Genomic DNA, 24,862 nt, shown 5'->3' on the forward strand with positions numbered 1-24,862 from the left:
GTTTCAGGCCCAGGCTCAGGAAGCGGTCGCCATCTTCTGCGTTCTGCGCCGCGATCAGCGTGATGCTTTGCAACAGCTGGCGCATGAATTTACCCAGCTTGCGGTAGCCTTTGGCGGATCGTGCCGAGAGGCGGGCATTAGCGATCACCAGCGGAATATTGCGCTGGTGCAGAATGCGGATAATGTTAGGCCACAGCTCGGTTTCCATGATGATCACCAGCCGTGGGTTGACCGTATCCAGAAAACGATTAATCGAACCCGGCAGGTCATAAGGCAGATAGACGTGATGCACATCTTTGCCAAAAGCAGACTGCGCGCGTTCAGAGCCGGTCGGCGTCATGGTGGTGACGGTAATTGGCAGGGTCGGGTAACGATGACGCAGCGCACGCACCAGCGGAATTGCGGCCAGGGTTTCACCCACAGAGACCGAATGCAGCACAATGCCGTCGGGCTTCACTTTGCCGACACAATAACCATAGCGTTCTGCCCAGCGTTTGCGATAGGCAGGCGCTTTACGACCGCGCAGCCACAGGCGCAGCCAAATGAGCGGCTGAATTAAGTAGAGCAATGCGGTGTAAATGGTCGTCATAGTTACCGTTACAGCAGGTTCGCGTCTAAAAATAGATTAAAATCAGATGACGGCATGTTATCAGAAACCCCGCATGCACTCATCCCACATTGTCAGTTGCTACTCAGTACCTGCTGATAAAGCGAAGTCAGTGACTGCGCCAGTCGTTGTGGGCCGTAAGGTTTAATTTTGCGCCGTGCTGCCTCACCCATTCGTGAATCCACGGAAAGGGCCGGTATTGAGTTAACAGCCTGATTTAACCCATTGATATCCAATGCATCGCAGACGAACCCTTCCTGACCAGCGGTAATAAATTCTGCGCCACCGCAGCCGGTGCTGGTTATCACCGGTAAGCCACAGGCCATTGCCTCAAGCACCACATTCGGGAACGGATCGTAGAGCGTGGGCAGCAGCAGGCCGTCAGCCGCGTGATAGAACGGCTGCACATCCTGCTGTACGCCGACAAAGCGCAGGCGATCCAGGCAGTTAAGCTGGTTTGCCAGCTGCTGATAACGCTGCAGCTGCTTATCCTGACCTACCACAATCAGATAGCGATCGCTGGCGGACAGCGCCTGGATTGCTGCCTTCAGTCCCTTACGCTCAAAGCCGGAGCCGACATAAATCAGTACGGTAGCGGCACTGGGTATACCCAGTTGCTGACGGGTGGCGCGACGTGCTGCTTCCGTAGCGGGCTGGAAACGGCTGGCGTCGATAGCGTTATGAATAACATGGATTTTTCCGGCGTCGAGCGAGAAACAGCGCAGGATATCGCGCTTAACCATCTCTGAATTACAGATCACCGCTTTAAGCATCGGAGAGTTAAACATCTCTGCTTCCGCCTGCAGCACATAACGGTGATAAGGACTGAGCGTCGCGCTCAGCCGTTGCCACGATGAGACGATGCGCGCGCGCTGCTCCAGCCAGACGCGATGCACGCCATCACCCGCGCGAAAAATGTCACAGCCCGCGATGCGCTCATGGCTTTGCACAATATCGAACTTTTCGCGCTCCCAGCAGGCGCGGGCTGCACGGGCAAATCCTCGCTCACGGGATACCCGGCCCAGCTTTGCAGGATTGCAGATATGCAGATGCCATTCCGGATTAGGCGTGCCCTGCCAGCTACGGGTAATGATATTGAGATCAAGCTGTTCGCTGCCCAGCGCTTCCAGTGCGCGTGAGATAAAACGCTCAGCACCACCATCCGGGCGATATTTCTGCCGGACAATTGCCAGCCGTAACTTACTCATTCAGGTAACTCCTCGCTGCCGCGACCACATCCTTCACCGGAATGGCCGACAGATAACGCTGGTCAGTTTTGGTGTCGATGGAATCGGGTGAGGGCAGCGGGCCATAATCACCCGCCCAGATGACATGATTGTTGTCACCCCAGGGCCGCCAGTGCTGCAGCTTGGTCGGGCCAAACAGCGCAATGCAGGGTGTATCAAGTGCGGCAGCCATGTGCATCGGCGCAGAGTCGACACCAATAAACAGTCGGGCGTGATCGATCAGCGCCGCCAGCTGCGGCAGAGTAAACTGTCCCGCCAGCGAAACCACATGCGGCGAGACACAGAGCGCCCTGATACGGTTAATCATCGCCAGCTCTTGCTTGTCCGGCCCGGCGGTCAGCACTACTTTGCGGCCCGGCTGCGCCAGCTGATCAAGCGTGGCAGCAACGCTCTCCTCTTCCCAGCATTTGAAGCTCCAGCGTGAGGTCGGCTGCACCACAATATAGGGCGCGGTGACATGATGTTCCGCCAGTCTGGCCTGCACAGTTTGCTGGTCAGCGTCGCTATAGTGCATTGAAACGCGAGCGCCGTCGCTGCTGATGCCGAGGGGCGCCAGCGCCGACATATTCTGCTCAACGGTATGCAGTTTGCTGTGATTGTGTGTGGGGACCAGGCCGTTATGACACCATCGCCACAGCACGTTATCGCGTTTTTTATAGGCAAAACCGATGCGAACGGGTGCCGCAGAGAGCCGCGTAATCTGGGCAGCGCGCCACTGATCGGCCAGATTAATCACCAGATCATAATGGGCGGCACGCACGGCGCGAATTAATGCACGCTCATGGCCCAGCTTGCGCCAGGTGCCCTCCTGCTTCCATTTGCGATCGATGACGTGCAAATGGCGGATAGCCGGATGCGCTTCCAGCATCGGACGCGTCTCCTTATAGAGCAACACGTCGATGCTGGCCTGCGGATAACGCTCATGAAGCGCATTGATGGCGGGCGTTGTGAGTAGCATGTCACCATGATGGCGCAGCTTAATCAGTAATATATTTTTTGGAGAGAAGTTTGCTGGAATCAGGCTGGCCATAAACAAGAGTTCTCAGAATTCAGTGAACCGATTGTAGGGCAAACCCTTTTTAGGATAAAGCCAGCCTCAAAGGTTATTTATCCCGCCAGCGATAGAGCCGGGCCAGCCATAACAACAACTGATACCACTGCTTAATTCCCCGGGCATTGCGTAACATGCGCAGGTGTGTCCGGGTTGCGAACAGATCGGCAATGATTGCCTGGCGGGCACGAGCGTCAGGCTCACGTCTCACACTGTGACAAACGCTCAGCGCTTCATGGGTTACCTGATAGTGAAACGACGGGTAGATCTTCACGCGGTCACGATAGCGGTTGTTAAGCTCTTCCAGCAGCCGCGCAATCTTCAGGTAGTGACGTTGATATTCAACGTTGCGCTCGCCGGTCCGTTTGCGATTGCTGATGGAGGCGTCATGCATGTAGTAGCGATAGAGCACCGCTTCGGTATAACGCACGCGTTTTGCCAGCAACATAAACTCGGTGGTCCAGGGGATATCCTGATGATGCAGGCCCGGTTCGAACTGCAACTGATGCTGCTCAATCAGTTCCCGGCGATAGATCCCCAGCCAGACTACATGCATATAACGATGGGTTTTCAGCGCGGTATTGAGCCAGTCGGCACCGCTCAGCACCGGTGTGCTGCGCAAACGGTCCAGCGGAATCAGCGGTTTTACCCGCTGGCTATGTTTGAAAAACCACTCGGCGTTGCACTGTGCCGCATCCAGATTATCCGCTTCCGCCAGCGTAACCAGTGTCTGATACATCTCAGGCTGCATGGTGTCATCCGCATCAGGGAAGGTGACATATTTCCCGCGGGCTATCGCCAGACCAGCGTTGCGGGCGCGCGACACGCCGCCATTTTCCTGATGAATCACACGAATATGAGAATGCTGCTGTGCATAGTGGTCGGCACGCTCGCCTGAGCCGTCGGTGGAACCATCATCGACGATAATGATCTCCAGTGCGGTCAGTGTCTGCGCCAGCAGTGACTGCATGAACTCATCAAACATGCTGCCCGCGTTGTACATCGGGGTAATAATACTCAGCAGAGGAGAAGTACTCATGACAATATCTGCACCAGCGTTATATTCACTGCGAAAGGGCGTTGCCTCGTCATAAATCATTTCCAAATCAGCAGAATGAAATCAGGGAGTTCATGATTATAAAACGGTGTGGCTTCCCTGCTTTACTAAAAACCACGCCCGACAATAATAATGCGCTATATGCGCTTTTTTTACGCAAAGTAGCCGTACAGGTAAACAGATTATTATGCCGGTGTTCATTCAGCGTCTTTTATAAGAGGTCGAGGCAAACAGCAGACGGGATAAATGACGGGAAAGGCAGACGCTGAAATAACAACGCCTGCATCAATCTGGTAAGCCTGAGTGCGTTATTGCTCGCCCTGCTTAAAAAACTTGAGACTGACATACTTCATCATCCAGTTCATGCTTTCAGCATACTGTTTCTGATGCCACTTAATGCGGGAAAATCGCTTCATCTCTTTATAATGCTTTGGTGCATCAAGCGGTTGTGAAGCCCAGGGTGAGCGCTGGTAATAGCTATAGTAGCGCTGGGCAAGATCGCTGCCAGCCCAGACATGCCAGGGTTTGCATTTACCGGTGTAGTGAATCATCACGGTGTCCGCTGGCACGGCAGTGTGATCCCAGACTTTATTGGCGATGATGTCGTAAATCTGATTATAGCGGTCCGGCAGGATCAGAATCTCATCATCTAACACAATATTCAGCGCATCCTGATCGGGAAAGCCAAACTCAGCGCCCCGCGACACCAGCACGTCGGTAATGCGCGCGGTGGTCTGCCTTTCGAGCCAGCGAGGAATATTGATCAGCATAAAGCCGGAGTTGAAATAGTGATGATGCTTCAGCCCGAGCTTCGCGCACTGATTCTGCCGCGCACGCGGCGTGTCATTACAGGCCGCCAGCGTGTAATCCGTGATATCCAGGGTGAACAGGGGAGAGTAATCGCCCACTACCAGGGTATCCGCATCAATATAGATTACCCGATCGCTATAGCTCGCCACGGTTCCAGGGATCAGGAAGCGGTAGTGGATGCTTTTAGGGTAGCGTCCGACCGCAGGCAACTGATCAACCCAGTCACTATTAAAGATATGCAGCGTGATGGCCAGACGATGGCCTGAGGCCAGCGAACGCAGTTTTTCCACATCCTCATCGCGTAGCGAGTCTGAGAAAATATGCGCGTGGAAAGCCGTCTCGGGATGATGGCTGAGAAGTGAAAACAACGTAATGCCCAGGCCACGCGCGTAGGCGTGGTTGATGCCAAACGCAACGTGAACCGGATTGTCATCCGTGTCAGCAAGCGTGTTAACCAGCAGCTGACTTTGCTGAACGGCATCAGCAAGAGGGGTAATTGCCATTACGCTTCACTATTCCAGATTATGAGTAATAAACGTTTGTATTCTAGTCAGTTTATCGTGATCCAGCCCGAATAATTTTTCAGCAGGCTGATCAAACTTAAAACGGGTGGCAAAAACGAACGTCGAGGCATCAATATTATCCGGTCCGATGAACAACACGTTATTGACCGGACGCTGTTCCCGGACTTCACACGGCCCGTACAGCATGATCACCGGGATCTGCCGGGCGTCCGCAATATACGCATTGCCAGAGTCAGAGGAGATGTAGAAATTCATCTGCGAAATGGCCCATGGAACCTCTTCCAGCTTTAGTTCACCAATCAGACTGACGATATTCTCTTTCGGGCCGGTCAGGCTCAGTAACTCATCCAGCCACGGCTGCTCAGTTGGCGGGCCAAACACATAAAAGGTGCAGGGCAGGTCAGCCAGCGACGCCATCAGCTGCTGCCAGATGCTGGCAGGAATCGTCTTGGCCCGATTACCGGCAGAAATACTGATGCCTATTTTAATGCCGCTGCGCGGATTCTGCAGCGCGGCAGGCGGTACGGGTGGCTGCCAGAGCGGCGAGGTCGCATGTTTGGGGAAATCGGTGTAGCGATAGTCGCGGTTAATCAGCTTCAGGTAACTGTCGAGCGTTAAATCTGTCTTAGCGTGGTCGACAATGCCGCTGGCGCTACGATAGAAGGTTTTATGGTAGGACTTACGCACATAGGTGCGCAGAAACTGCTTGTTCGGTGCGTTACATAGCGCAGCAAAGAACAGGTTTACACTATTTGGCTGCACCAGATAGACGTTGTCATAGCGGTTCATCAGGGTGAACGCGAGCTTCAGTTTGGCAAAAAAGCTGCGCTTTGCGTCTTCAATCAGAAAATAGCGGCTGACCGTGTCATCGTGACGCGCCAGCGGCTCCACCGCTTTGCTAATCAACAGCTCAGACTGACCCAGAGCACGCAGCATCGGGGTGATATTGATAAAATCACCGATCTTCGCCGTCTGGATGATTAAGCTGCGACCGGTTGGCCGGTAGAACAGCCGCATTATCGACCGGAAAGGCAGCAGTAGCAGGTAAATCAGCACATAGTTCATGGCGTGTTTTCCGTAATAACGGCCTGCAGTTTTTCTGCCACCGTGTCAGCAGTCAGCTCCGCCAGATGATGATTCGGGGCGCTCAGTGCCTGTTGGTTTTGCCCGTACCCGCCAATCAGGCCGGGATCGGTCGGGCCATACAGCGTGAGGTTGGGACGATCCAGTGCCGCCGTCAGATGGCTCAATCCGGTATCTACCGAGACCACCGCTCGCGCGCCCGCCAGCTGCTGAGCTATCGCTTCCAGCGTCAGCTTAGGCAGCACATCGACATGCTCAAAGCCTTCAGCAAGGCGCAATGCGCGTTGATGCTCATGCTCAGCACCCCAGGGCAATTTCACCCGCAGACCGCTGGGCTGGATCTGCTCAATCAGCTGTCGCCAGTGCGATTCCGGCCAGTGCTTGTTGTCACGGGTCGTGGCATGCAGAAAGACCAGGTAATGCTGTGCGTCAGCGGGCAGATGGTGCAGGAAGTGTCCGGCAATCGCGTAGTCACCCTGGTTTTGCGGCTTTTCATAGCCCAGGCTTTTGGCGAACAGTTCGCGCGTTCGCTCAACCGCGTGTTGTCGCTTACTCACCTCATGGCGGACGTCATACCACCAGCTGGCAAACGGCTCACGCGCGCTCCGGCTGTCCTGTCCATGCTTCACCCCTTTCGATAAACGGGTGACCAGCGCGGCACTTTTGATCAGCCCCTGCGCATCAATCACGATATCGTACTCACGTGACTGTAACTCGCGCTTAAACAGCACGCGCTCTTCACGCTGCTGACTGCCGAACCAGTGTTTACGCCAGCGGCGAATCGCAACGGGTAACACCTTGTCGACGGCGGGATGCCAGCCAGGAATCTGCGCAAAATTCTCTTCCACCACCCAGTCAAAACGGATGCCGGGAATGGTATGCATCGCATCGGTCAGTGCAGGAAGCGAATGCAGGACATCGCCCATTGAAGAAGTTTTAACAATCAGGACGTGCATGGCACCTCCTGTGGCGCGAGCAGTTCACTCAGCGTCTGATGTACGCGCTCAGGCTGAATATCGATCAGGCTCTGGTGATAGCCCTGTTCGGCATCGCCTTTGCGGACTTTGTGATAGCCGGTAATCAGGCGAATAATGCGCGCCTGACGAGCCAGCGGCGGCGTAAAATCAGGGCTGCTGGGTCCATAGAGCGCCACCAGGGGACGATCCAGTGCCGCAGCGATATGCATCAGGCCGGAGTCGTTGCTGACCACAGCACGGCATTGCGCCAGCAGAATCACCGCCTGTTCCAGCTGGGTTTCGCCCGCCAGATTACGGCACTGCCCACGCGCCTCTTCGGGCAGTAACGCGATAATCTCTTCGCCGGTCGGGCGATCTTTGGCGGAGCCGAACAGCACGATCTGGAAGCCGTCAGCAATTAACTGGCGGGCCAGCGTGGCGTAGTGATAGTGCGGCCAGCGTTTGGCCGGACCGAATTCAGCGCCCGGACAAAAACCGATGATCGGACGGGTCGCCGCGAGCTGAAACTGCGCAGCCGTTTCAATCTTTTCCTGCTCTTCAACCTGCAGTTTTGGCCACAAAAGCGGCTGTGGCAGCTGCGCTGCCGAGGCAACAGGGGTGTCGTAGCCCAGCGCGACGTAGCGCTCAACCATCAGCGGAAACGCGGCTTTATCCAGCACCCGCAAATCGTTCAGCAGGCCATAACGCATTTCACCACGCCAGCCGACGCGGCGTTTTATTCCGGCGAAGAAGGGGACCAGCGCCGACTTAAAGGAGTTAGGCAGCACGTAAGCACGGTCGTAATGACTGGCGCGCAGCACTTTTCCCAGCCGGCGACGCTCACCAATTTCCAGTGCGCCATGCCCGAGTGGCATCGCCAGCGCCTGATTCACCTCCGGCATGCGTGACAGCAACGGACGGCACCACGCGGGTGCCATCACGTCGATCACTGCATCCGGATGTTCGGCCTTGAGTGTGCGATAGAGACTTTGCGACATCATCATATCGCCGACCCACGACGGGCCGATTACCAGAATTTTCATCGCCGGAGCAGCTTCCTTTATGCGTTGCGGTTCAGCCAGACCATATAGTCAGCGACGCCCTGCGCCACGGTTTTAAATGGTTTGTCGTAGCCAGCGGCACGCAGTTTAGTGAGATCCGCCTGGGTATAAGCCTGATAGCGTCCTTTGAGTTTCTCCGGGAACGGGATGTACTCGATCTGACCTTTCTGATGGAACTTCAGTACCGCATCAGCCACTTCCTGGAAGGATTCAGCGCGGCCTGTGCCACAGTTGTAAATCCCGGAAATGCCATTTTCCCAGCACCACAGGTTCACTTCTGCCACATCATCAACGTGGATGAAATCACGCTTGAAACCATCACTGCCTTCAAACAGTTTTGGATTTTCATCGTTGCTGATCTGCGTGTTCAGATGGAAGGCAACGCTTGCCATGCTGCCCTTGTGGCCTTCACGCGGTCCGTAGACGTTGAAATAGCGGAAGCCACATACCGGCGAGTTCGCTTCCGGCAGCATCTGACGGACGTAGTGGTCGAACAGCATTTTGGAGTAGCCATAGACATTCAGCGGCTGCTCATACTGGCGCTCTTCAATGAAATTCTCGTTGCGTCCGCCGTAAGTCGCTGCGGACGAGGCGTAGAGGAACGGGATCTCGCGCTCAAGACAGAAGTGCAGCAGCTCTTTGGAGTACTGATAGTTGTTCTCCATCATGTACTTGCCATCCCACTCGGTGGTGGAGGAGCAGGCGCCCTGATGGAATACCGCTTCGATCGGGCCCAAATCATCGCCCGCCATTACGCTCATCAGGAACTCTTCTTTGTCCATGTAATCGACAATATCCAGGTCGACTAAATTGGCAAACTTGGTGCCATCCTTCAGATTATCCACCACCAGAATGTCGGTGTGACCGCGATCGTTCAGCGCTTTGACGATGTTGCTGCCAATCATTCCTGCGCCGCCAGTTACGATAATCATGTTGTTACCTTCAACGTTGTGGGGTGAAACAGGAGGTTTCACACACGAATACCTCACATCATAACATTTCATCAGGGTGCAGACAGCCAGATGACTCTGTAACGCTTTGTGCGTCCATCCTCGCGGCGTGAACTATGCTGCAAAAATGACATTCTGTTGGGCGATTTATCGTGAAGAAGCGGCCTGTTCAGTAAGATATGCCAGATTTTTGCCATCTGAGGAGAGCAATGATGCCTGCGCAATTTTATCAACAACTTCGTCAGCAACTTGATGATGCACGTCAGGAAGGACTGTTTAAACAGGAGCGAATCATCACTTCTGCCCAGCAGACGGAGATCGCGGTTGGCGACGATCCGGCGGTGATTAACTTCTGCGCCAATAACTACTTAGGTTTAGCGAACCATCCGGCGCTGATTCAGGCGGCGAAAGAGGGAATGGATTCGCATGGTTTTGGCATGGCGTCGGTGCGCTTTATCTGCGGCACGCAGGATAGCCATAAGCAGCTGGAAAAGCGGCTGGCAGAGTTCCTCGGTATGGAGGATGCCATTCTCTACTCCTCCTGTTTCGATGCCAATGGCGGCCTGTTTGAAACGCTGCTCGATGCGCAGGATGCGGTTATCTCGGATGCGCTGAATCATGCCTCCATTATCGACGGTGTCCGGCTGTGCAAAGCGCAGCGGTATCGCTACGGCAATAATGACATGGCGGAGCTGCGGGCCTGTCTGCAGGAAGCGCGCGAAAAAGGCGCTCGTCATATTCTGATTGCCACTGATGGCGTCTTCTCAATGGATGGGGTGATTGCAAATCTGCCCGCCATCTGCGACCTGGCCGATGAGTTCTCCGCGCTGGTGATGGTGGATGATTCCCATGCGGTGGGCTTTGTCGGAAACGCCGGACGCGGAACTCATGAATACTGTGACGTCATGGGTCGGGTCGACATCATTACCGGCACGCTGGGTAAAGCGCTCGGCGGCGCATCCGGTGGCTACACCGCAGCAAAGGCCGAAGTGGTGGAGTGGCTGCGTCAGCGTTCCCGTCCCTATCTGTTCTCTAACTCGCTGGCTCCGGCCATTGTTGCCGCCTCGCTGCGGGTGCTGGATCTGCTCAGTGAAGGTGACGGACTGCGTCAGCGTCTGTGGGACAATGCCCGTTACTTCCGGGGCCAGATGACAGCGGCGGGCTTTACGCTGGCCGGTGCCGATCACGCCATTATCCCGGTGATGCTGGGTGAAGCCAGCGTAGCCCAGGAGTTTTCCCGCCTGCTCCAACAGGAAGGCATCTACGTGACCGGCTTCTTCTATCCGGTGGTGCCCAAAGGTCAGGCACGCATTCGCACCCAAATCTCTGCGGCGCATACCCAGCAACAGCTGGAACGTGCGGTGGCGGCCTTTACCCGCATCGGCAAACAACTGGGCGTCATTGCCTGAGGAGTCCGTCATGAAAGCACTGGCCAAACTGAAGAAGGAAGAGGGCATCTGGATGGTAACCGATGCGCCGGTTCCTGAGCCAGGTCACAACGATCTGCTGATTAAGATTCGTAAAACCGCCATCTGCGGCACCGATGTCCATATCTACAACTGGGATGACTGGTCGCGTAAAACGATTCCGGTGCCGATGATTGTCGGTCATGAATATGTGGGTGAAGTGGTTGCGATAGGACAGGAAGTGAAAGGCTTTACGATTGGTGATCGGGTCTCCGGCGAAGGGCATATCACCTGCGGACACTGTCGCAACTGCCGCGCCGGGCGCACGCATTTATGCCGCAACACGATGGGCGTGGGCGTCAACCGCCAGGGCTGCTTCGCGGAGTATCTGGTTATCCCGGCCTTTAATGCATTCAAAATTCCCGACAACATTTCCGATGAGCTGGCGGCAATCTTTGACCCGTTCGGCAACGCAGTGCATACCGCACTCTCGTTCGATCTGGTCGGCGAGGATGTGCTGATCTCCGGCGCAGGTCCTATTGGCATCATGGCCGCTGCGGTCTGTCGCCACGTCGGCGCACGCAACGTGGTGATCACTGACATCAATGAGTACCGGCTGGCACTGGCGCGGAAAATGAGCGTCACGCGCGCGGTCAATGTGGCGAATGAGGATCTGCGGGAAGTGATGTATTCGCTGGGCATGACGGAGGGATTTGATGTCGGGCTGGAGATGTCGGGTGCACCTCCTGCGTTTCGTAGCCTGCTGGAGGTGATGAATCACGGTGGGCGCATCGCACTGTTGGGCATCCCGCCGGGTGAAATGGCGATCGACTGGAACCAGGTGATCTTCAAAGGGCTTTTCATCAAGGGAATCTATGGCCGTGAGATGTTCGAAACCTGGTACAAAATGGCGGCGCTGATTCAGTCCGGCCTCGATTTAACGCCGGTAATCACTCATCGCTATAGCATTGACGATTTCCAGCAGGGCTTTGATGAGATGCGTTCAGGACGCTCGGGAAAAGTGATACTGAGCTGGGATTAAATTAACGGCCGCAGGGGCGGCCGCCTGATTAGCTTTGCTTCTTCTCTTCGTCGGTCAGGTAGCGCACTTTGCGCGTGTACTCCTGGCCTTTGAAGTTAAGCGGCTGTTGCGGGTCGGCAAGGTATTTTTGCCATTCCGACAACGGGAATCCACCATGTGCGCCCACCACGTCAGACGGGATCACCGCCGACTGACCGCCGATTTTCTTTGAGACCGGCCAGTTAGCCCATTCCCCCAGATTGACAGTTTTGATATCCAGCATGTCCAGCAACACCGCGAGCGGCAACTGGTCAGTAGGCGGCTGGCTGTCGTTCATCAAATTCCAGGTATCATTAAACAGTGTCAGCCACAGCGGCGAAATGCGCTGCCAGACCTCACGCGTGGCAGCCAGGTAAGCGCCATTAACGTGGTCTGCCAGGTATGGACGAATGCTGTGAGTGTAGTAAGCGGGAATCGCCTCTTCCGGTGCACCGTCAAGCTTGGCAATCATTTTCCCCTGACGGAAGCTGGAGTAGAGATGGCCTGGCTTCATCATGATCGCCGGCATCTTCAGCAGATTGAGGTCGGAATCGATCATCAGAATGCCGTCGCCTTCTGCCTGTAAGGGCGCCTGCAATTTGATCAAACGACTGCGATAGATCTGTTTGTAACGATAGCTCTCTTCGCGGTGCGGGACATCCAGCGTTGCCACGCGGGTTTTCACTGGCAGGCTGCCAAAGGCGTGAGCCGGCTGATCGCTGACAATCACGATCTCTTCTGCCTCCGTCGCAAAGCGCGCCGCAAAATCGGCACTGAGCAGGGCTTCTTCGATATAGTCCGGGCCGGTGCAGGGGATCACGACAGAGGTGACCGGAACAGCGCCCTGAACCTCCTGATGCGGATAAGGCAGGTTATGGCGCGCTCTGATGTGGCGGTAACGGGGATTTAAAAAATTAAGCATGAGGTTTCTTTTTCACGACGCTTTGCAGAATATTCTCGACGCCGCTGATGTAGGTTTCAATAGCGTACTGTTCACGTACGCGTTTCGCTGCCGCATTGATCAGGCGTTGACGTAAATCCGTATCCTGCCACAGCGCGGTCAGGTGCTGGGTCAGCTGCACTACGTTGCCATAGTCAAACAGCAGCCCGGTTTCGTCATGACTGATCAATTCGGCAGTGCCGACCACGCGGGATCCTACGACGGCGGTATTCACCAGCATCGCTTCCAGCACAACCCGGGGTAAACCTTCACTGCGTGAGGCAAGAATAAACGTATCAAAGGCAGTGAGGTAATCGAGCGCATTGTTCTGAAAGCCTGTGAAGACTACGTGATGCTGGATGTTCTCAGCGGTGGCGAGTTGCAGCAGGTGCTGAAGTTCCGGACCCGCCCCGACAATCACCATCCTCCAGTCTGCATCGGGATTGGCGCGTTTAAAGCGACCCAGCGCCTGCAGAACATGGTGATTAGATTTGCGTAATATCAGCGAGCCGATCGTGCCAAATACAAAGGTCGACGGAGAGAGTTTAAAGCGCTGGCGGACTTCAAGGCGGTCGGGCAGGGTCTGGTGAATATCGATAGCGTTATTGACGGTAAAACAACGCTCCGCATCCACACCATGGCTGCGCAGGGTGTTATTCACGCCCTGAGACACAGCAATGACCGCCTGACAGTCCTGATTGACCATGCTGACCAGCCGCGGTTCCAGAACCGGATCGATACGGCAGTGTTGCACTACCGCAACTTCCAGGCTGCGCGCCGCCAGATAACCTTCCACATTGGTGCTAGGCTGGTTATTCATATAGAGCGTGTCAAACTTCCCCAACTGCAGCAGTGAATTGATTTTGCTGGCATTGGGCATAATGCGCCAGTGTGTATCAATCTTATCGATGGCGCGCTTCCTGAGCTTTTTATTGAAAAACAGCAGTGCCCGCGCGGCTTCTTTAACTAATTTCGCCCAGCGAGGCTGTTTGATTTGAGGAATAAAAAAGACCGGAATGGCCAGCGCATTCAGCGTGGCCTCAATGGTTTCGTCGTTGCCACGGCTGTAGTTGTGATAGAAGCAGCAGGTGATATCAAACTTTTGACGATCGATACGTTTCAACAGCTCCAGCATACTGTTGGTGCCGCCGCCCCACTCTCTGCCGTTATCCAGCAGCAGGATTTTTTGTTTATTAATCGTCATCCCTATCACTGCTCCCGCACAGCCCGTTATTACCCGACCCAGGATTATAGTAATTTCTGCACATAAATGAATGCTTAGCCGACGACTTAGCATTCATCGCAAATTCAGAACAGATTTTTTAGCGTCTTAAACAGCGGGCTGTTATTCACGCTTTCGCCTATTACCGTTAAGGCTCTGGTGGCCGGAACCGGCGCCAGCGGCTGTTTCGGTTTACACAAGCCGGCAGGCTGGAAGCGTGGAGGCACCGGTTTTGCCGGAGCCACAGGCGTCTGTGACCCGCTGCGGAGTGATTCGTTCAGCAGCTGGCTGGGACGAACCAGCGTAATGTCGGCTGGCAGCGTGGGTAACATCTGCTGCAGCACCCGCACGGTAGTCGGGTGGGGATGACCAATGGCAATAGCGTAACCGTCGCGCTGCGCCAGTTTCACTGCCCGACTGAACTGCTGGCGAATGGCGTTAATATCCTGGCTGTCATCAAGGAATACCCGGCGTCTTAACACTTTGACCTGGGTACCCTGCGTGGCAGGGATAGCCTGACTGTTAGCGATGGTCATGCTATCCAGAAAGTAGAGATTGTAGTGGTTCAGCGCCTGCATCACCTTCTGCATGCCGGACAGGCTTGAGGTCATTCTGCTGCCCATATGGTTGTTCAGACCCACGGCATAAGGCACGTTGTCAACCGCATTGCGCATGATGCGGGAGACCTCTTCGCTGCTCATCTCCGGCGTTAAGGTATCTTTTTCCAGCGGCTGTTTGCTCAGCGGCGCCATGGGCAGATGGATCAACACTTCGTGACCACCCTGATGTGCTTTAGTCGCCATTTCACGAGCGTGGGGCGCGTTGGGCAATACCGCCACTGAAATAGCCTGCGGCATCTGCAGGACCTTGTTCTCTTCGGCGGGGCGATAGCCGACATCATCGATGACAATGGCCAGTTTGCCCGCCTGTGCAGCATAGCTAACCAGCAGGGCGCTCAACAGAAGGGGAATTTTTCGAAGTTGCAGCAAAACCTATCTTCCTAACCACGGGAGTGGATTGACGGCCTGTCCCTGACGTCGAATTTCAAAATAGAGCGACGGGGTACCACGGCCACCACTGGTGCCCACCAGTGCAATAGGCTGTCCTGCCTTCACCTGCGTACCCACGCTCACCAGCGCACTTTGGTTGTAGCCATACAGGCTCATATCGCCTTTACCGTGCTCCAGCACCACGACCAGACCATAGCCCTGTAACCAGTCGGCCATCAGCACACGACCATCGGCGATTGCTTTCACCTCGGTGCCTTCCCGCGCATCAATCACCAGGCCTTTCCAGCGCAGTTCACCCTGCAGCTGTTCGCCAAAGCGATGTTCAATGCGTCCGCGAACCGGCCACAACGCCTGTCCGCCCGCGCGCCCGAGTCCACCGGTGCGGGCTACCAGTTCGCGTTCGCTCTGGGTTGGCTGATAGCTGGAGCCTTTGGCTTTCGCCTGCGCCTGACGCTGACGCACTTTTTCCGCCTCACGGGCTTCCCGGGCTGCGCGCTCGCGAGCCTCGCGTTCCGCACGGGCGATCTTATCCTGCAGACGGCTTTCGTTCTGACGCATCTCGACCAGATCGGCCTGATCTTTTTCCAGCGCGCTTTCCAGTGAGGTCAGGGTCTTTTTACGCGCTTCGCTTGCCTGTTGCAGCTTCTGCTGCTGCCCCTGCTGCTGCGCTAACAACTCTTTCTGCTGCTGTTGCTTCTGCTCCAGCGAGGCGCGTTGCTGATCCAAATCCTGACGTGTCTTTTGCAGCGATTCGATACTTTTCTGGCGGGCAGCATTCAGATAGCCGAAATAGGCCAGAATACGCTCACTGCGCTGGCTCTCTTCACCGCCCATCAAGAGCTGTACACCGTTGTGCTTGCCCTGACGGAACGCCGCATCAAGTTGTTCTGAAAGCAGGTTTTCCTGGCGGGTTTGCTGTTTTTCAAGACGGGCGATGGAGGTGGTGAGTTGTTTCATCTCATCATTCAGGGCGGTGAGACTATTGCGGGTATCTCGCAGCTGACGACTTGCCTGAGCAATGATTTTTTCCTGGCTCTGCAGCTGATCGAGTAATTTGCTGCGCTGCACCTTTTGCGCTTTAACGCTTTTCTCTTTATCAGCAATGTTTTGCTGAATGGACTGCAGTTGAGATTTGCTGTCTTCTGCACTTTGGGCTGCGGCAGGCAATAATAGTGCCCCCGCACAAAGCAGGCTAAGGGAGAGGCTGGACAAGTGTATAAACAACGGCAGGTTATCGCCGTTGCGACGGGTCCTTGTGTGCGAAACGGTTGTTTTTCCCTTCATAGGCCAATGATTATTCCACGATGAACCGCCGCTTACCAGTGCTCCCCACTGGCATTTGCTTTTCCAGTTATGTCCACTTTCGCAATGACATACATTAAGCCTTACGCCATTTTTGCTATTCAGCCACTTTTTTTGGAAAATGGAGCACAAATCGATACTCTGGCCGCATAGCATCTGTACATGCGAAGTGGCGCAGGTATACTCAGAACCCTTGTTTTAGCTTATTAGCCCGGTCTGGAGTCGTTACCCCTCATGCAAGAAATTATGCAGTTTGCAAGCAATCACCCCATCCTGAGTCTGGCATGGGTCGTTTTACTCGTTCTGGTGATTGTGACTACCGTTAAAGGAATGTTCTCTAAGGTAAAAACGATCAGCCGCGGTGAAGCAACCCGCCTGATTAACAAAGAGGACGCGGTAGTGGTAGACGTGCGTTCCCGCGATGATTTCCGCAGAGGGCATATTTCAGGTGCTGTGAATGTGGCAGCCGCTGAGATTAAAAAAGGCAACATCGACGAACTGGCAAAGCATAAAGCGCAGCCCATAATTGTAGTGTGTGCAACCGGACAAAGCGCGGGTGATTCTGCCGCGCATCTCAGCGCTGCAGGCTTTGAGCAGGTTTCAGTGCTGAAAGATGGTATCAGCGGCTGGAGCGGCGAAAATCTGCCATTAGTTCGCGGTAAATAATCCTACAGAGGTGCTAATCATGGCAAATGTTGAAGTGTATACCAAGGCCACCTGTCCTTACTGCCATCGGGCGAAGGCGCTGTTAACGCAAAAAGGCGTATCGTTTCAGGAGATCCCCATCGATGGAGACATGGCGAAACGCGAAGAGATGATCAAGCGTAGCGGCCGCACCACCGTGCCTCAGATTTTTATTGATGCGCAGCACATTGGCGGCTGCGACGACTTATTCGCACTCGATAATCGCGAAGGTTTAGATCCCTTACTGCAGGCGTAATTTTACGCCGGACAATCTCATATATAGGATTTGGTCACATGTCAGAACATAACACGAACGAAATGCAATTCCAGATTCAGCGCGTATTCACCAAAGACATCTCTTTCGAAGCGCCCAATGCACCGCAGGTTTTCCAGAAAGAGTGGGAACCGGACGTTAAACTGGATCTGGACACTGCATCTTCTCAGCTGGCTGACGAAGTTTACGAAGTAGTACTTCGTGTGACTGTAACCGCGACTGTGGGCGAAGAAACGGCTTTCCTGTGTGAAGTTCAGCAGGCCGGTATCTTCACCATCAGCGGTATCGAAGGAACGCAGATGGCACATTGCCTGGGTGCATACTGCCCGAACATTCTGTTCCCGTACGCTCGCGAATGCATTACCAGCCTGGTATCCCGTGGTACCTTCCCGCAGCTGAACCTGGCACCGGTTAACTTTGATGCGCTGTTCATGAACTATCTGCAGCAGCAACAGGGTGAAGAAGGTGCTGAACCACATCAGGATGCCTGATGGAAACTCACGCTTCGATTAGCGTCATCGGTGCCGGTTCTTACGGCACCGCTTTGGCGATTACGCTGGCCCGTAACGGTCATCCGGTGCTGTTGTGGGGACATAACCCGGTGCATCTGGCGCAACTTCAGAGTGACCGCTGCAACACTGCTTTCCTGCCTGATGTCCCGTTTCCCGACAATCTCTCCCTCGAACCTGATCTGACCAAAGCTATTGCTGCCAGCCGCGACTTATTGATCGTGGTGCCGAGTCATGTCTTTGGCGATGTGCTGCAGCAGATTAAGCCTCATCTGCGACCAGACTCACGCATTGTCTGGGCGACTAAAGGGCTGGAAAAAGAGACGGGTCGTTTGCTGCAGGATGTGGCGCGTGAAATTGTCGGCGATGCTATTCCGCTGGCCGTGATCTCCGGACCGACTTTTGCGAAAGAGCTGGCAGCCGGATTACCGACCGCCATCGCACTGGCCGCAACGGATGCCCAGTTTGCTGACGACCTGCAGCAGAAGCTGCACTGTGGTAAGAGCTTCCGCGTTTATAACAACCCGGATTTCGTCGGCGTACAGCTGGGCGGTGCAGTGAAAAACGTCATTGCTATCGGTGCCGGGATCTCTGACGGGATTGGTTTTGGCGCGAATGCGCGTACCGCACTGATCACCCGTGGTCTGGCTGAGATGAGCCGCTTAGGCGCAGCTCTGGGTGCCGATCCCACCACCTTTATGGGGATGGCAGGCCTGGGCGATCTGGTGCTGACCTGTACCGATAATCAGTCGCGTAACCGTCGTTTTGGCATGATGCTGGGCCAGGGAGAGGATGTCGATAGCGCGCAACGCATTATCGGACAAGTTGTAGAAGGCTACAGAAATACCAAAGAAGTCAAAGCATTGGCTGCACGTCTGGGCGTAGAAATGCCGATCACCGAGCAGATTTATCAGGTGCTGTATTGCGAAAAACCGGCGAGAGATGCAGCATTGAGCCTGCTGGGACGAACAAGGAAGGACGAAAACAGCACTGGCTAACGCAGGACGCGTAGCATCATCACCTGCAGCGCCCATTCAGGCGCTTTTTTTATCGGGAGAAAGCAGCAATGTCGTCTGATGAGTTAGAACTGGTCTGGAATAATATCAAAGCAGAAGCGCGTGCCCTGGCTGATTGTGAGCCGATGCTGGCCAGCTTCTTCCACGCGACATTGCTCAAGCATGAAAATCTCGGTAGCGCACTGAGTTATATGCTGGCCAACAAGCTGTCAAACCCGATTATGCCCGCCATCGCTATTCGTGAAATCGTTGAAGAAGCCTATCGCGAGGATCCGTCGATGATTATGTCAGCGGCTTACGATATTCAGGCCGTGCGTCAGCGCGACCCTGCAGTAGATAAATACTCCACGCCGCTTCTCTACCTCAAAGGTTTTCACGCCTTGCAGGCCTACCGCATTGGCCACTGGCTGTGGAATGAAGGCCGGCGTGCGCTGGCGGTTTATCTGCAGAATGAAATCTCCGTCTCCTTTGCCGTCGATATTCATCCTGCGGCCAACATCGGTCACGGCATCATGCTCGACCATGCCACTGGTATTGTGATTGGCGAAACTGCCGTGGTTGAGAATGATGTCTCGATCCTGCAATCGGTGACCCTGGGCGGTACCGGTAAAACCAGCGGCGACCGTCATCCGAAAATCCGTGAAGGGGTGATGATTGGTGCCGGTGCGAAAGTCCTGGGCAATATTGAAGTCGGCAGGGGAGCAAAAATCGGCGCCGGTTCCGTGGTGTTGCAGCCCGTGCCGCCACACACTACTGCCGCAGGCGTACCCGCGCGTATCGTCGGTAAGCCAGGCAGCGAGAAGCCATCGATGGATATGGATCAGCACTTCAATGGCAGCCTGGCCGGTTTTCAGTTTGGCGACGGCATCTAGTCTTTAATCAGCGCGCCGGCGTAATCGAGCTGGCGCCACGCTTCATATACCACCACCGATACGGCGTTCGACAAATTCATACTGCGGCTTTCTGCTCTCATCGGGATGCGGATTTTTTGTTGTGCCGGTAACGCGGCCAGGATTTCAGCAGGCAGTCCACGGCTCTCCGGCCCAAACAGCAGATAATCGCCCGCCTGATAGGCGACGGCACTGTGTGCAGGCGTCCCTTTGGTCGTCAGTGCAAACAGACGCTCAGGCGACTCAGTGGCGATAAACGCCTGATAGTCAGCATGGAATTTAATGGCCGTGAATTCGTGATAATCCAGCCCCGCGCGACGTAAGCGCTTGTCATCCCAAGCAAAGCCGAGCGGCTGAATCAAATGAAGCTGGAAGCCCGTATTGGCGCACAGACGGATGATATTGCCGGTATTAGGCGGAATTTCTGGTTCAAACAAGACAATGTTAAGCATAAGGCCCCCGATGACAGGGGCCGAAGCATAGCAAATTATTGACGGCCGGAGGAGTAGAGCGGCAACCAGAGGGTCAGACGCAGGCCGCCCAATGGGCTGTCATCGGCTTTAACCCAGCCGCGATGTTGCTGCACTGCCGTTTCGACAATGGCCAGGCCAAGACCGGTGCCGCCTGATTCACGATCGCGCGCTTCATCGGTACGGTAGAAGGGACGGAAAATCTGTTCACGATCTTCCGGACTCACGCCAGGACCATCATCATCAACATGTACCGTAATACCGGAAATATCGACGGAGAAGCTGACACTGATATGCGTGTGTGAATAGCGTAGTGCATTGCGCACAATATTTTCCAGCGCACTTTCCAGCGCATGAGGGTTGCCATAAAGCGGCCACGGGCCCGGAGGATAGGGGATATCCATCTTCTTGCCCATCTGCTCAGCTTCGAAACGGGCATCTTCCAGCACCCCATTCCACAACTGATTCGCCTTCATCGCTTCGCTGACCAGCGCATTTTTATGCTGGGTACGCGACAGCACCAGCAGATCGTTGATCATGCCATCAAGACGCTGTGCTTCCATCTCAATACGGCCCAGCTCCTTACCTTCGCCCTGACGCCGACGCAGCAGTGCGGTAGCCAGTTGCAGGCGGGTAAGCGGGGTGCGGAGTTCATGGCTGATATCAGATAACAGGCGTTGCTGACCGGTCATCATCCGTTCCAGCGCACTGACCATCTGGTTGAAACTGGAACCCGCAGCCAGAAACTCCTGCGGACCTGATTCCAGTTCCGGATGCTGGCGCAGGTTTCCGCTCGCGACTTCATCGGCGGCATATTTCAGCTTACGCGCCGGACGTGCCAGGCTCCACGCCAGCCACAGCAGCAGCGGTGAGCTGATGAGCATGGTGACGATAAGCAGCAGCAGCGGGCGGTCAAACAGCAGATTGACGAAATCGAGCTGAGAACTGTTGGCGGGACGGATCATGTAAAGCTGGTAGTTATCTTCGCCATCCCGCACGGCGAATGGACCTACCAGCTCAACACGACCATATTTCTTCTTCTGTGGATGATCGGCGTTGTCAGACTGGCCGATAAAATTGCGGATAACCTGCATTTCGTTATGCTGCGCGCCAATCACCCGACCTTCACTGGTTACTAACAGCAGCCGCTGACCCGGCGGTGCCCACTTTTCCACGGCACGAAACAGACGACGCCACCACATCAGATCGTTAGGGGGATCCTGCGACAGCTCTGCTTCGACGTGTTGCTCAATCATGATGCCCTGCCGCTGTTCACTCTCCAGCAGCGAGGTCATCTGTCGTGAATCGAGCTTGGGCACCATTAGCACCAGCATCAACACCAGCGCCAGCGTTAACCAGAAGATGGCGAAGATACGGGTGGTCAGACTTCCAATCATGATGCCGAAACCATCAGATAGCCGCGGCCACGTAAGGTTTTAAACCATGGATGGCCGTCACGACGCTCAGGCAGCTTGCGACGCAGATTCGAGATATGCATATCAATGGCACGGTCAAAAGGCGTCAGGCGTTTGCCCAGCACTTCCTGACTCAGATGTTCACGCGACACGACCTGGCCCAGATGCTGCGCCAGCAGATAGAGCAGGGTGAACTCAGTACCGGTAAGATCCAGCGTGACATCATCAAAACTGGCCTCCTGACGACCAGGATTGAGTCGCAGGCAGTCCACTTCCAGCGTAGGTGAGCTGTTATCGTTTTGCTGCTGCTGTTCACTCCAGTTGGAGCGCCGCAGAATCGCACGGATACGCGCCACCAGTTCACGATCGTTAAACGGCTTAGGCAGATAGTCATCTGCACCCAGTTCGAGACCCAGTACGCGATCCAGCTCGCTGCCGCGCGCCGTTAGCATGATGACGGGGGTTTGATGTTGCTGCCGTAGTTCTTTCAGAGTGTCGATACCGTTTTTCTTCGGCATCATGACATCCAGTAAAAGCAAATCAATAGAGTTATCGAGCAGGTTCAGCGCTTGTTCACCATCACTGGCTACTACCACCTCAAACCCTTCCATTTCTAACAGTTCTTTTAAAAGCGAAGTTAATTCGCGGTCGTCATCTACCAACAGGATTTTATTCATTTTTGTAGCCCTCCGCAGGCAAAATACCGTGTTCCTGGCGCACCTATCCATCGCTTTACGTAGTTTTACACCCCCTGACGGATGTTTGCAGCTGTCGCCGTACACTGGCTCTCGTTGAATCGCAAAACGGAACGAACTGGAGTACACGATGCGCAAATTAACCGCCGTCGTCCTTGCCTCAGCGATGGCTCTGAGTGTCGCCAGCGCAGATGCTAAAGATGCGACGACGATTGACGAGATGCATCATGGCGGATTGCCGACAGGCAGTATGACGCAAAATCCGCAAAGCCACATGTTCGACGGTATCGAGCTGACTGAAGAGCAACGTCAGCAGATGCGTGACCTGATGCAACAGGCCCGACATGATCGCCCGGTCGTTCACATTGACGATATTGCAGCACTTCATGAGTTAGTGACTGCAGACCAGTTTAACGAAGCGGCCATCCGTCAGAAGGCGGAAGTCATCGCCAGAGTTCAGGTTGAACAACAGGTCGAGATGGCGCGCGTACAGAATCAAATGTTTCAGCTGCTAACGCCCGCCCAGCAGTCTGCGTTACAGAAAAATTACCAGCGGCGACTTAATGAGCTGCGACAGTTTTCGAATTTGCAGTCAGCATCATCGCTGCAGGCAGTGAGTAGTACCAGCAGTAACCAGTAACATAGTATCCCTGTTTTCCTTGCCATAGACACATCCCTGTCTTCCCCCGCCATGATGGTGGGGGTTTTTTTTATCTTTTTTTCACTTTTTTTATTTTGACAGGAATCATCACCTCGCAATAAAACCCCCGTTTTATTAGCGTTTGTTGAGATTTAATTCATCAGATTCGACGATTTCTTATTATTCAGGTCACGTCGTAAATTTAAACGGGCCCGTAAGCCTTTTTCCGCTGTAGAGTATTATAACCTGCTGAAAGTAAATGGATTACAGGCAAGGTTTGAATTTTTTAATCATAATTTTCAACGTGATGTATTCCCCGCGTTACGCTTGCCGGTTCAGGCGCACCTTCTACACTTAATCCTGTCACTGCAGGGAAGTTAAGTGTCTTTGCGAAGTCTCAGGGAGCAACAACCACATTATGTATTCCTGAATGAATCTATTAACGGAGTAAGTTATGGCAGAGCATCGTGGTGGTTCAGGTAATTTCGCAGATAATCCGCAAAAAGCGTCTGAAGCCGGTAAGAAAGGTGGCCAGAACAGCGGCGGCGGAAACTTCAAAAACGATCGTGAAAAAGCATCAGAAGCCGGGAAAAAAGGCGGCAAAAAGTAGTCGCAGGCCTTTTCTCAGCATCGGCCAGAGCCTGAACGTGGCCTGGCAATGATGTGTATGACACTTTGCCCCGTCCTCCCAGAGGTCGGGGCTTGTTTTTTTGTACCTGCCTCTCTTCTCAAAAGAGCCCGACCCGTTGAACGGCCCGTTAAGCAAAGCCCGCCTCCCGGTGTTAAACTTCAGCCATTCATCCATTTAAGTGTGCATCCTCACTGATGCTGCATAGAGAATCTGGCATGCAACCCTCTTATGGCCGACTTGTAAAGCGTGCTGCGCTCGCTGCCACCATTCTTGCGTCTGTGCTGTTACTCGTGAAAATTTTTGCCTGGTGGTACACCGGTTCGGTGAGTTTGCTGGCCTCACTGGTGGACTCCCTGGTGGATATCGCTGCCTCGCTGACCAATCTGCTGGTAGTGCGTTATGCTCTGCAACCTGCCGATGAAGATCACACGTTCGGACATGGCAAAGCGGAGTCGCTGGCGGCGCTGGCGCAAAGCATGTTTATTTCCGGTTCGGCGCTGTTTCTGTTTCTGACCGGCCTGCAGCATCTTGCTTCGCCCAGTGAGATGCGGGGGGCGGGAGTCGGTATTGTGGTGACCGTTGTAGCACTGAGCTCAACGCTGGTGCTGGTCGCTTTTCAGCGCTGGGTGGTGCGTAAAACCCGCAGCCAGGCGATTCGGGCTGACATGCTGCACTATCAATCAGACGTCATCATGAATGGTGCCATTCTGATTGCACTAATGCTGAGCAGCTATGGCTTTACCCGGGCGGATGCCCTGTTCGCGCTGGGGATTGGCGTTTTCATTCTCTACAGCGCGCTGCGGATGGGCTATGAGGCGGTGCAGTCATTGCTGGATCGCGCGTTACCGGAAGAAGAGCGGCAGCAAATCCTGACGCTGGCGACAAACTGGCCGCAGGTGCAGGGCGTTCACGATCTGCGAACCCGCCAGTCCGGCCCGACCAAATTTATTCAGCTACATCTGGAACTGGAAGATCAGCTGCCACTGGTGCAGGCGCATCGGGTAGCCGATCAGGTTGAGAAGGCGTTACGCAAAGAATTTCCCGGGTCAGATGTAATTATCCATCAGGATCCCTGTTCTGTGGTACCGTTCGAGATGAAAGATTCTTTAGGTTTTTAACGTAAATGAATCAAATCGATACGGAAGGGATGACGTAACGCTAACATCGCTGCAAAAAATAGTGAAAAGTTGTCTGACCTGAATCAATTCAGCAGCAAGCCTTTGATATACTATCTGCCATCACATGTCGCGCTAGTCGTAATAATGATTGTCAGCAGCGATCGACAGGCAGGATTAACCCTTAGTTTGAACAATCCAGAGGTTGTCATGATCAAAAAAATTGGTGTATTAACC

Annotated in this window: 26 protein-coding genes; 10 read left to right on the forward strand and 16 right to left on the reverse strand. The window is 54.4% G+C overall.

Going from position 1 to position 24,862, the window contains the following annotated elements; genetic code table 11:
• The 9 genes from AC2LB6_RS23075 to rfaD all read right to left on the reverse strand — a co-directional run.
• A partial coding sequence (locus AC2LB6_RS23075) for a glycosyltransferase N-terminal domain-containing protein (RefSeq protein WP_490095256.1) occupies positions 1-589 on the reverse strand: 589 nt, incomplete at its 3' end.
• A gap of 92 nt (positions 590-681) precedes the next feature.
• Positions 682-1,815: a glycosyltransferase family 4 protein gene (locus tag AC2LB6_RS23080; protein ID WP_490095257.1), complete on the reverse strand. Its 1,134-nt coding sequence runs from the start codon at positions 1,813-1,815 to the stop codon at positions 682-684.
• The gene (gene rfaQ / locus AC2LB6_RS23085; RefSeq protein WP_490095258.1) at positions 1,808-2,884 is read right to left on the reverse strand and encodes a putative lipopolysaccharide heptosyltransferase III; all 1,077 of its coding nucleotides are present in this window, start codon (positions 2,882-2,884) and stop codon (positions 1,808-1,810) included. The genes AC2LB6_RS23080 and rfaQ overlap by 8 nt, the downstream gene beginning before the upstream one ends.
• 73 nt (positions 2,885-2,957) lie before the next feature.
• Positions 2,958-3,944 (reverse strand): glycosyltransferase, encoded by a 987-nt coding sequence (locus tag AC2LB6_RS23090; protein WP_490095259.1) that lies wholly within the window; start codon positions 3,942-3,944, stop codon positions 2,958-2,960.
• A gap of 326 nt (positions 3,945-4,270) precedes the next feature.
• Entirely contained in the window at positions 4,271-5,275 is a 1,005-nt protein-coding gene (locus AC2LB6_RS23095; protein ID WP_490095260.1) for a glycosyltransferase family 8 protein, read from the reverse strand.
• Between the two features lie 9 nt (positions 5,276-5,284).
• Positions 5,285-6,361 carry a glycosyltransferase family 9 protein gene (locus tag AC2LB6_RS23100; protein ID WP_490095261.1) on the reverse strand — a complete coding sequence of 359 codons (1,077 nt, stop codon included), beginning with the start codon at positions 6,359-6,361 and terminating at the stop codon, positions 5,285-5,287.
• Positions 6,358-7,335 carry a lipopolysaccharide heptosyltransferase RfaC gene (gene rfaC, locus AC2LB6_RS23105; protein ID WP_490095262.1) on the reverse strand — a complete coding sequence of 326 codons (978 nt, stop codon included), beginning with the start codon at positions 7,333-7,335 and terminating at the stop codon, positions 6,358-6,360. The genes AC2LB6_RS23100 and rfaC overlap by 4 nt, the downstream gene beginning before the upstream one ends.
• A complete protein-coding gene (rfaF, locus tag AC2LB6_RS23110; RefSeq protein ID WP_490095263.1) occupies positions 7,323-8,378 on the reverse strand; it encodes an ADP-heptose--LPS heptosyltransferase RfaF in 1,056 nt (351 codons plus the stop codon). Before rfaF ends, rfaC begins: the two co-directional genes overlap by 13 nt.
• Before the next feature lie 17 nt (positions 8,379-8,395).
• Positions 8,396-9,328, reverse strand: coding sequence for an ADP-glyceromanno-heptose 6-epimerase (gene rfaD, locus AC2LB6_RS23115; protein ID WP_090967207.1), 933 nt, complete (start codon positions 9,326-9,328; stop codon positions 8,396-8,398).
• A gap of 230 nt (positions 9,329-9,558) precedes the next feature.
• Between rfaD and AC2LB6_RS23120 the strand changes: the two genes are divergently transcribed.
• Positions 9,559-10,755 (forward strand): glycine C-acetyltransferase, encoded by a 1,197-nt coding sequence (locus AC2LB6_RS23120; RefSeq protein WP_490095272.1) that lies wholly within the window; start codon positions 9,559-9,561, stop codon positions 10,753-10,755.
• A gap of 10 nt (positions 10,756-10,765) precedes the next feature.
• Entirely contained in the window at positions 10,766-11,794 is a 1,029-nt protein-coding gene (tdh, locus tag AC2LB6_RS23125; protein ID WP_490095264.1) for an L-threonine 3-dehydrogenase, read from the forward strand.
• Between the two features lie 28 nt (positions 11,795-11,822).
• Here tdh and AC2LB6_RS23130 read toward each other — a convergent pair whose 3' ends face one another.
• From AC2LB6_RS23130 to envC, 4 genes are all read right to left on the reverse strand, one after another.
• Positions 11,823-12,734, reverse strand: a complete 912-nt coding sequence (locus tag AC2LB6_RS23130) for a hypothetical protein (RefSeq protein WP_490095265.1) — start codon at positions 12,732-12,734, stop codon at positions 11,823-11,825.
• The gene (locus tag AC2LB6_RS23135) at positions 12,727-13,956 is read right to left on the reverse strand and encodes a glycosyltransferase (RefSeq protein ID WP_490095266.1); all 1,230 of its coding nucleotides are present in this window, start codon (positions 13,954-13,956) and stop codon (positions 12,727-12,729) included. The genes AC2LB6_RS23130 and AC2LB6_RS23135 overlap by 8 nt, the downstream gene beginning before the upstream one ends.
• Positions 13,957-14,060: 104 nt before the next feature.
• On the reverse strand, positions 14,061-14,963 hold the full coding sequence (locus AC2LB6_RS23140; protein WP_490095267.1) for a divergent polysaccharide deacetylase family protein: 903 nt from the start codon (positions 14,961-14,963) through the stop codon (positions 14,061-14,063).
• A gap of 3 nt (positions 14,964-14,966) precedes the next feature.
• Complete coding sequence (gene envC / locus AC2LB6_RS23145) at positions 14,967-16,268, reverse strand: murein hydrolase activator EnvC (RefSeq protein WP_490095268.1); 1,302 nt, start codon at positions 16,266-16,268, stop codon at positions 14,967-14,969.
• A 252-nt stretch (positions 16,269-16,520) separates the two neighbouring features.
• On the opposite strand from envC, the gene AC2LB6_RS23150 reads away from it, so the two are divergent.
• From AC2LB6_RS23150 to cysE, 5 genes are all read left to right on the forward strand, one after another.
• Positions 16,521-16,952, forward strand: coding sequence for a rhodanese-like domain-containing protein (locus tag AC2LB6_RS23150; RefSeq protein WP_003851285.1), 432 nt, complete (start codon positions 16,521-16,523; stop codon positions 16,950-16,952).
• Between the two features lie 19 nt (positions 16,953-16,971).
• A complete protein-coding gene (grxC, locus tag AC2LB6_RS23155; protein ID WP_010258231.1) occupies positions 16,972-17,226 on the forward strand; it encodes a glutaredoxin 3 in 255 nt (84 codons plus the stop codon).
• A gap of 38 nt (positions 17,227-17,264) precedes the next feature.
• Positions 17,265-17,735 (forward strand): protein-export chaperone SecB, encoded by a 471-nt coding sequence (gene secB, locus AC2LB6_RS23160; RefSeq protein WP_010258229.1) that lies wholly within the window; start codon positions 17,265-17,267, stop codon positions 17,733-17,735.
• Complete coding sequence (gpsA, locus tag AC2LB6_RS23165; protein ID WP_490095269.1) at positions 17,735-18,751, forward strand: NAD(P)H-dependent glycerol-3-phosphate dehydrogenase; 1,017 nt, start codon at positions 17,735-17,737, stop codon at positions 18,749-18,751. Before secB ends, gpsA begins: the two co-directional genes overlap by 1 nt.
• Before the next feature lie 68 nt (positions 18,752-18,819).
• Positions 18,820-19,641, forward strand: coding sequence for a serine O-acetyltransferase (gene cysE, locus AC2LB6_RS23170; protein WP_490095270.1), 822 nt, complete (start codon positions 18,820-18,822; stop codon positions 19,639-19,641).
• On the opposite strand, the gene trmL is transcribed toward cysE, so the two are convergent.
• Genes trmL through cpxR form a run of 3 tightly spaced genes read right to left on the reverse strand, consistent with a single transcriptional unit; the run spans position 19,638 to position 22,221 of the window.
• Complete coding sequence (gene trmL / locus AC2LB6_RS23175) at positions 19,638-20,111, reverse strand: tRNA (uridine(34)/cytosine(34)/5-carboxymethylaminomethyluridine(34)-2'-O)-methyltransferase TrmL (protein ID WP_003851277.1); 474 nt, start codon at positions 20,109-20,111, stop codon at positions 19,638-19,640. The two genes, cysE and trmL, sit on opposite strands and share 4 nt — an antisense overlap.
• 35 nt (positions 20,112-20,146) lie before the next feature.
• Positions 20,147-21,526 (reverse strand): envelope stress sensor histidine kinase CpxA, encoded by a 1,380-nt coding sequence (cpxA, locus tag AC2LB6_RS23180; RefSeq protein WP_003851276.1) that lies wholly within the window; start codon positions 21,524-21,526, stop codon positions 20,147-20,149.
• On the reverse strand, positions 21,523-22,221 hold the full coding sequence (gene cpxR / locus AC2LB6_RS23185) for an envelope stress response regulator transcription factor CpxR (protein ID WP_419140672.1): 699 nt from the start codon (positions 22,219-22,221) through the stop codon (positions 21,523-21,525). Before cpxR ends, cpxA begins: the two co-directional genes overlap by 4 nt.
• A gap of 148 nt (positions 22,222-22,369) precedes the next feature.
• On the opposite strand from cpxR, the gene cpxP reads away from it, so the two are divergent.
• The 3 genes from cpxP (at position 22,370) to fieF (ending at position 24,628) form a co-directional block, all read left to right on the forward strand.
• Positions 22,370-22,879: a cell-envelope stress modulator CpxP gene (gene cpxP, locus AC2LB6_RS23190; RefSeq protein WP_003851271.1), complete on the forward strand. Its 510-nt coding sequence runs from the start codon at positions 22,370-22,372 to the stop codon at positions 22,877-22,879.
• A gap of 454 nt (positions 22,880-23,333) precedes the next feature.
• A complete protein-coding gene (locus tag AC2LB6_RS23195) occupies positions 23,334-23,489 on the forward strand; it encodes a con-10 family general stress protein (RefSeq protein WP_003851267.1) in 156 nt (51 codons plus the stop codon).
• A 236-nt stretch (positions 23,490-23,725) separates the two neighbouring features.
• On the forward strand, positions 23,726-24,628 hold the full coding sequence (gene fieF / locus AC2LB6_RS23200; RefSeq protein WP_490095271.1) for a CDF family cation-efflux transporter FieF: 903 nt from the start codon (positions 23,726-23,728) through the stop codon (positions 24,626-24,628).
• The last annotated feature ends 234 nt before the right edge of the window (positions 24,629-24,862 follow it).

The sequence above is a fragment of the Pantoea sp. RCC30.1 genome (assembly GCF_058148845.1).

What these genes read in the sequence shown, in the direction of transcription:
- AC2LB6_RS23080 (WP_490095257.1), bottom strand. Translation starts at nt 1,815, where the DNA reads ATGAGTAAGTTACGGCTGGCAATTGTCCGGCAGAAATATCGCCCGGAT.
- rfaQ (WP_490095258.1), bottom strand. Translation starts at nt 2,884, where the DNA reads ATGGCCAGCCTGATTCCAGCAAACTTCTCTCCAAAAAATATATTACTG.
- AC2LB6_RS23090 (WP_490095259.1), bottom strand. Translation starts at nt 3,944, where the DNA reads ATGAGTACTTCTCCTCTGCTGAGTATTATTACCCCGATGTACAACGCG.
- AC2LB6_RS23095 (WP_490095260.1), bottom strand. Translation starts at nt 5,275, where the DNA reads ATGGCAATTACCCCTCTTGCTGATGCCGTTCAGCAAAGTCAGCTGCTG.
- AC2LB6_RS23100 (WP_490095261.1), bottom strand. Translation starts at nt 6,361, where the DNA reads ATGAACTATGTGCTGATTTACCTGCTACTGCTGCCTTTCCGGTCGATA.
- rfaC (WP_490095262.1), bottom strand. Translation starts at nt 7,335, where the DNA reads ATGCACGTCCTGATTGTTAAAACTTCTTCAATGGGCGATGTCCTGCAT.
- rfaF (WP_490095263.1), bottom strand. Translation starts at nt 8,378, where the DNA reads ATGAAAATTCTGGTAATCGGCCCGTCGTGGGTCGGCGATATGATGATG.
- rfaD (WP_090967207.1), bottom strand. Translation starts at nt 9,328, where the DNA reads ATGATTATCGTAACTGGCGGCGCAGGAATGATTGGCAGCAACATCGTC.
- AC2LB6_RS23120 (WP_490095272.1), top strand. Translation starts at nt 9,559, where the DNA reads ATGCCTGCGCAATTTTATCAACAACTTCGTCAGCAACTTGATGATGCA.
- tdh (WP_490095264.1), top strand. Translation starts at nt 10,766, where the DNA reads ATGAAAGCACTGGCCAAACTGAAGAAGGAAGAGGGCATCTGGATGGTA.
- AC2LB6_RS23130 (WP_490095265.1), bottom strand. Translation starts at nt 12,734, where the DNA reads ATGCTTAATTTTTTAAATCCCCGTTACCGCCACATCAGAGCGCGCCAT.
- AC2LB6_RS23135 (WP_490095266.1), bottom strand. Translation starts at nt 13,956, where the DNA reads ATGACGATTAATAAACAAAAAATCCTGCTGCTGGATAACGGCAGAGAG.
- envC (WP_490095268.1), bottom strand. Translation starts at nt 16,268, where the DNA reads ATGAAGGGAAAAACAACCGTTTCGCACACAAGGACCCGTCGCAACGGC.
- AC2LB6_RS23150 (WP_003851285.1), top strand. Translation starts at nt 16,521, where the DNA reads ATGCAAGAAATTATGCAGTTTGCAAGCAATCACCCCATCCTGAGTCTG.
- grxC (WP_010258231.1), top strand. Translation starts at nt 16,972, where the DNA reads ATGGCAAATGTTGAAGTGTATACCAAGGCCACCTGTCCTTACTGCCAT.
- secB (WP_010258229.1), top strand. Translation starts at nt 17,265, where the DNA reads ATGTCAGAACATAACACGAACGAAATGCAATTCCAGATTCAGCGCGTA.
- gpsA (WP_490095269.1), top strand. Translation starts at nt 17,735, where the DNA reads ATGGAAACTCACGCTTCGATTAGCGTCATCGGTGCCGGTTCTTACGGC.
- cysE (WP_490095270.1), top strand. Translation starts at nt 18,820, where the DNA reads ATGTCGTCTGATGAGTTAGAACTGGTCTGGAATAATATCAAAGCAGAA.
- trmL (WP_003851277.1), bottom strand. Translation starts at nt 20,111, where the DNA reads ATGCTTAACATTGTCTTGTTTGAACCAGAAATTCCGCCTAATACCGGC.
- cpxA (WP_003851276.1), bottom strand. Translation starts at nt 21,526, where the DNA reads ATGATTGGAAGTCTGACCACCCGTATCTTCGCCATCTTCTGGTTAACG.
- cpxR (WP_419140672.1), bottom strand. Translation starts at nt 22,221, where the DNA reads ATGAATAAAATCCTGTTGGTAGATGACGACCGCGAATTAACTTCGCTT.
- cpxP (WP_003851271.1), top strand. Translation starts at nt 22,370, where the DNA reads ATGCGCAAATTAACCGCCGTCGTCCTTGCCTCAGCGATGGCTCTGAGT.
- AC2LB6_RS23195 (WP_003851267.1), top strand. Translation starts at nt 23,334, where the DNA reads ATGGCAGAGCATCGTGGTGGTTCAGGTAATTTCGCAGATAATCCGCAA.
- fieF (WP_490095271.1), top strand. Translation starts at nt 23,726, where the DNA reads ATGCAACCCTCTTATGGCCGACTTGTAAAGCGTGCTGCGCTCGCTGCC.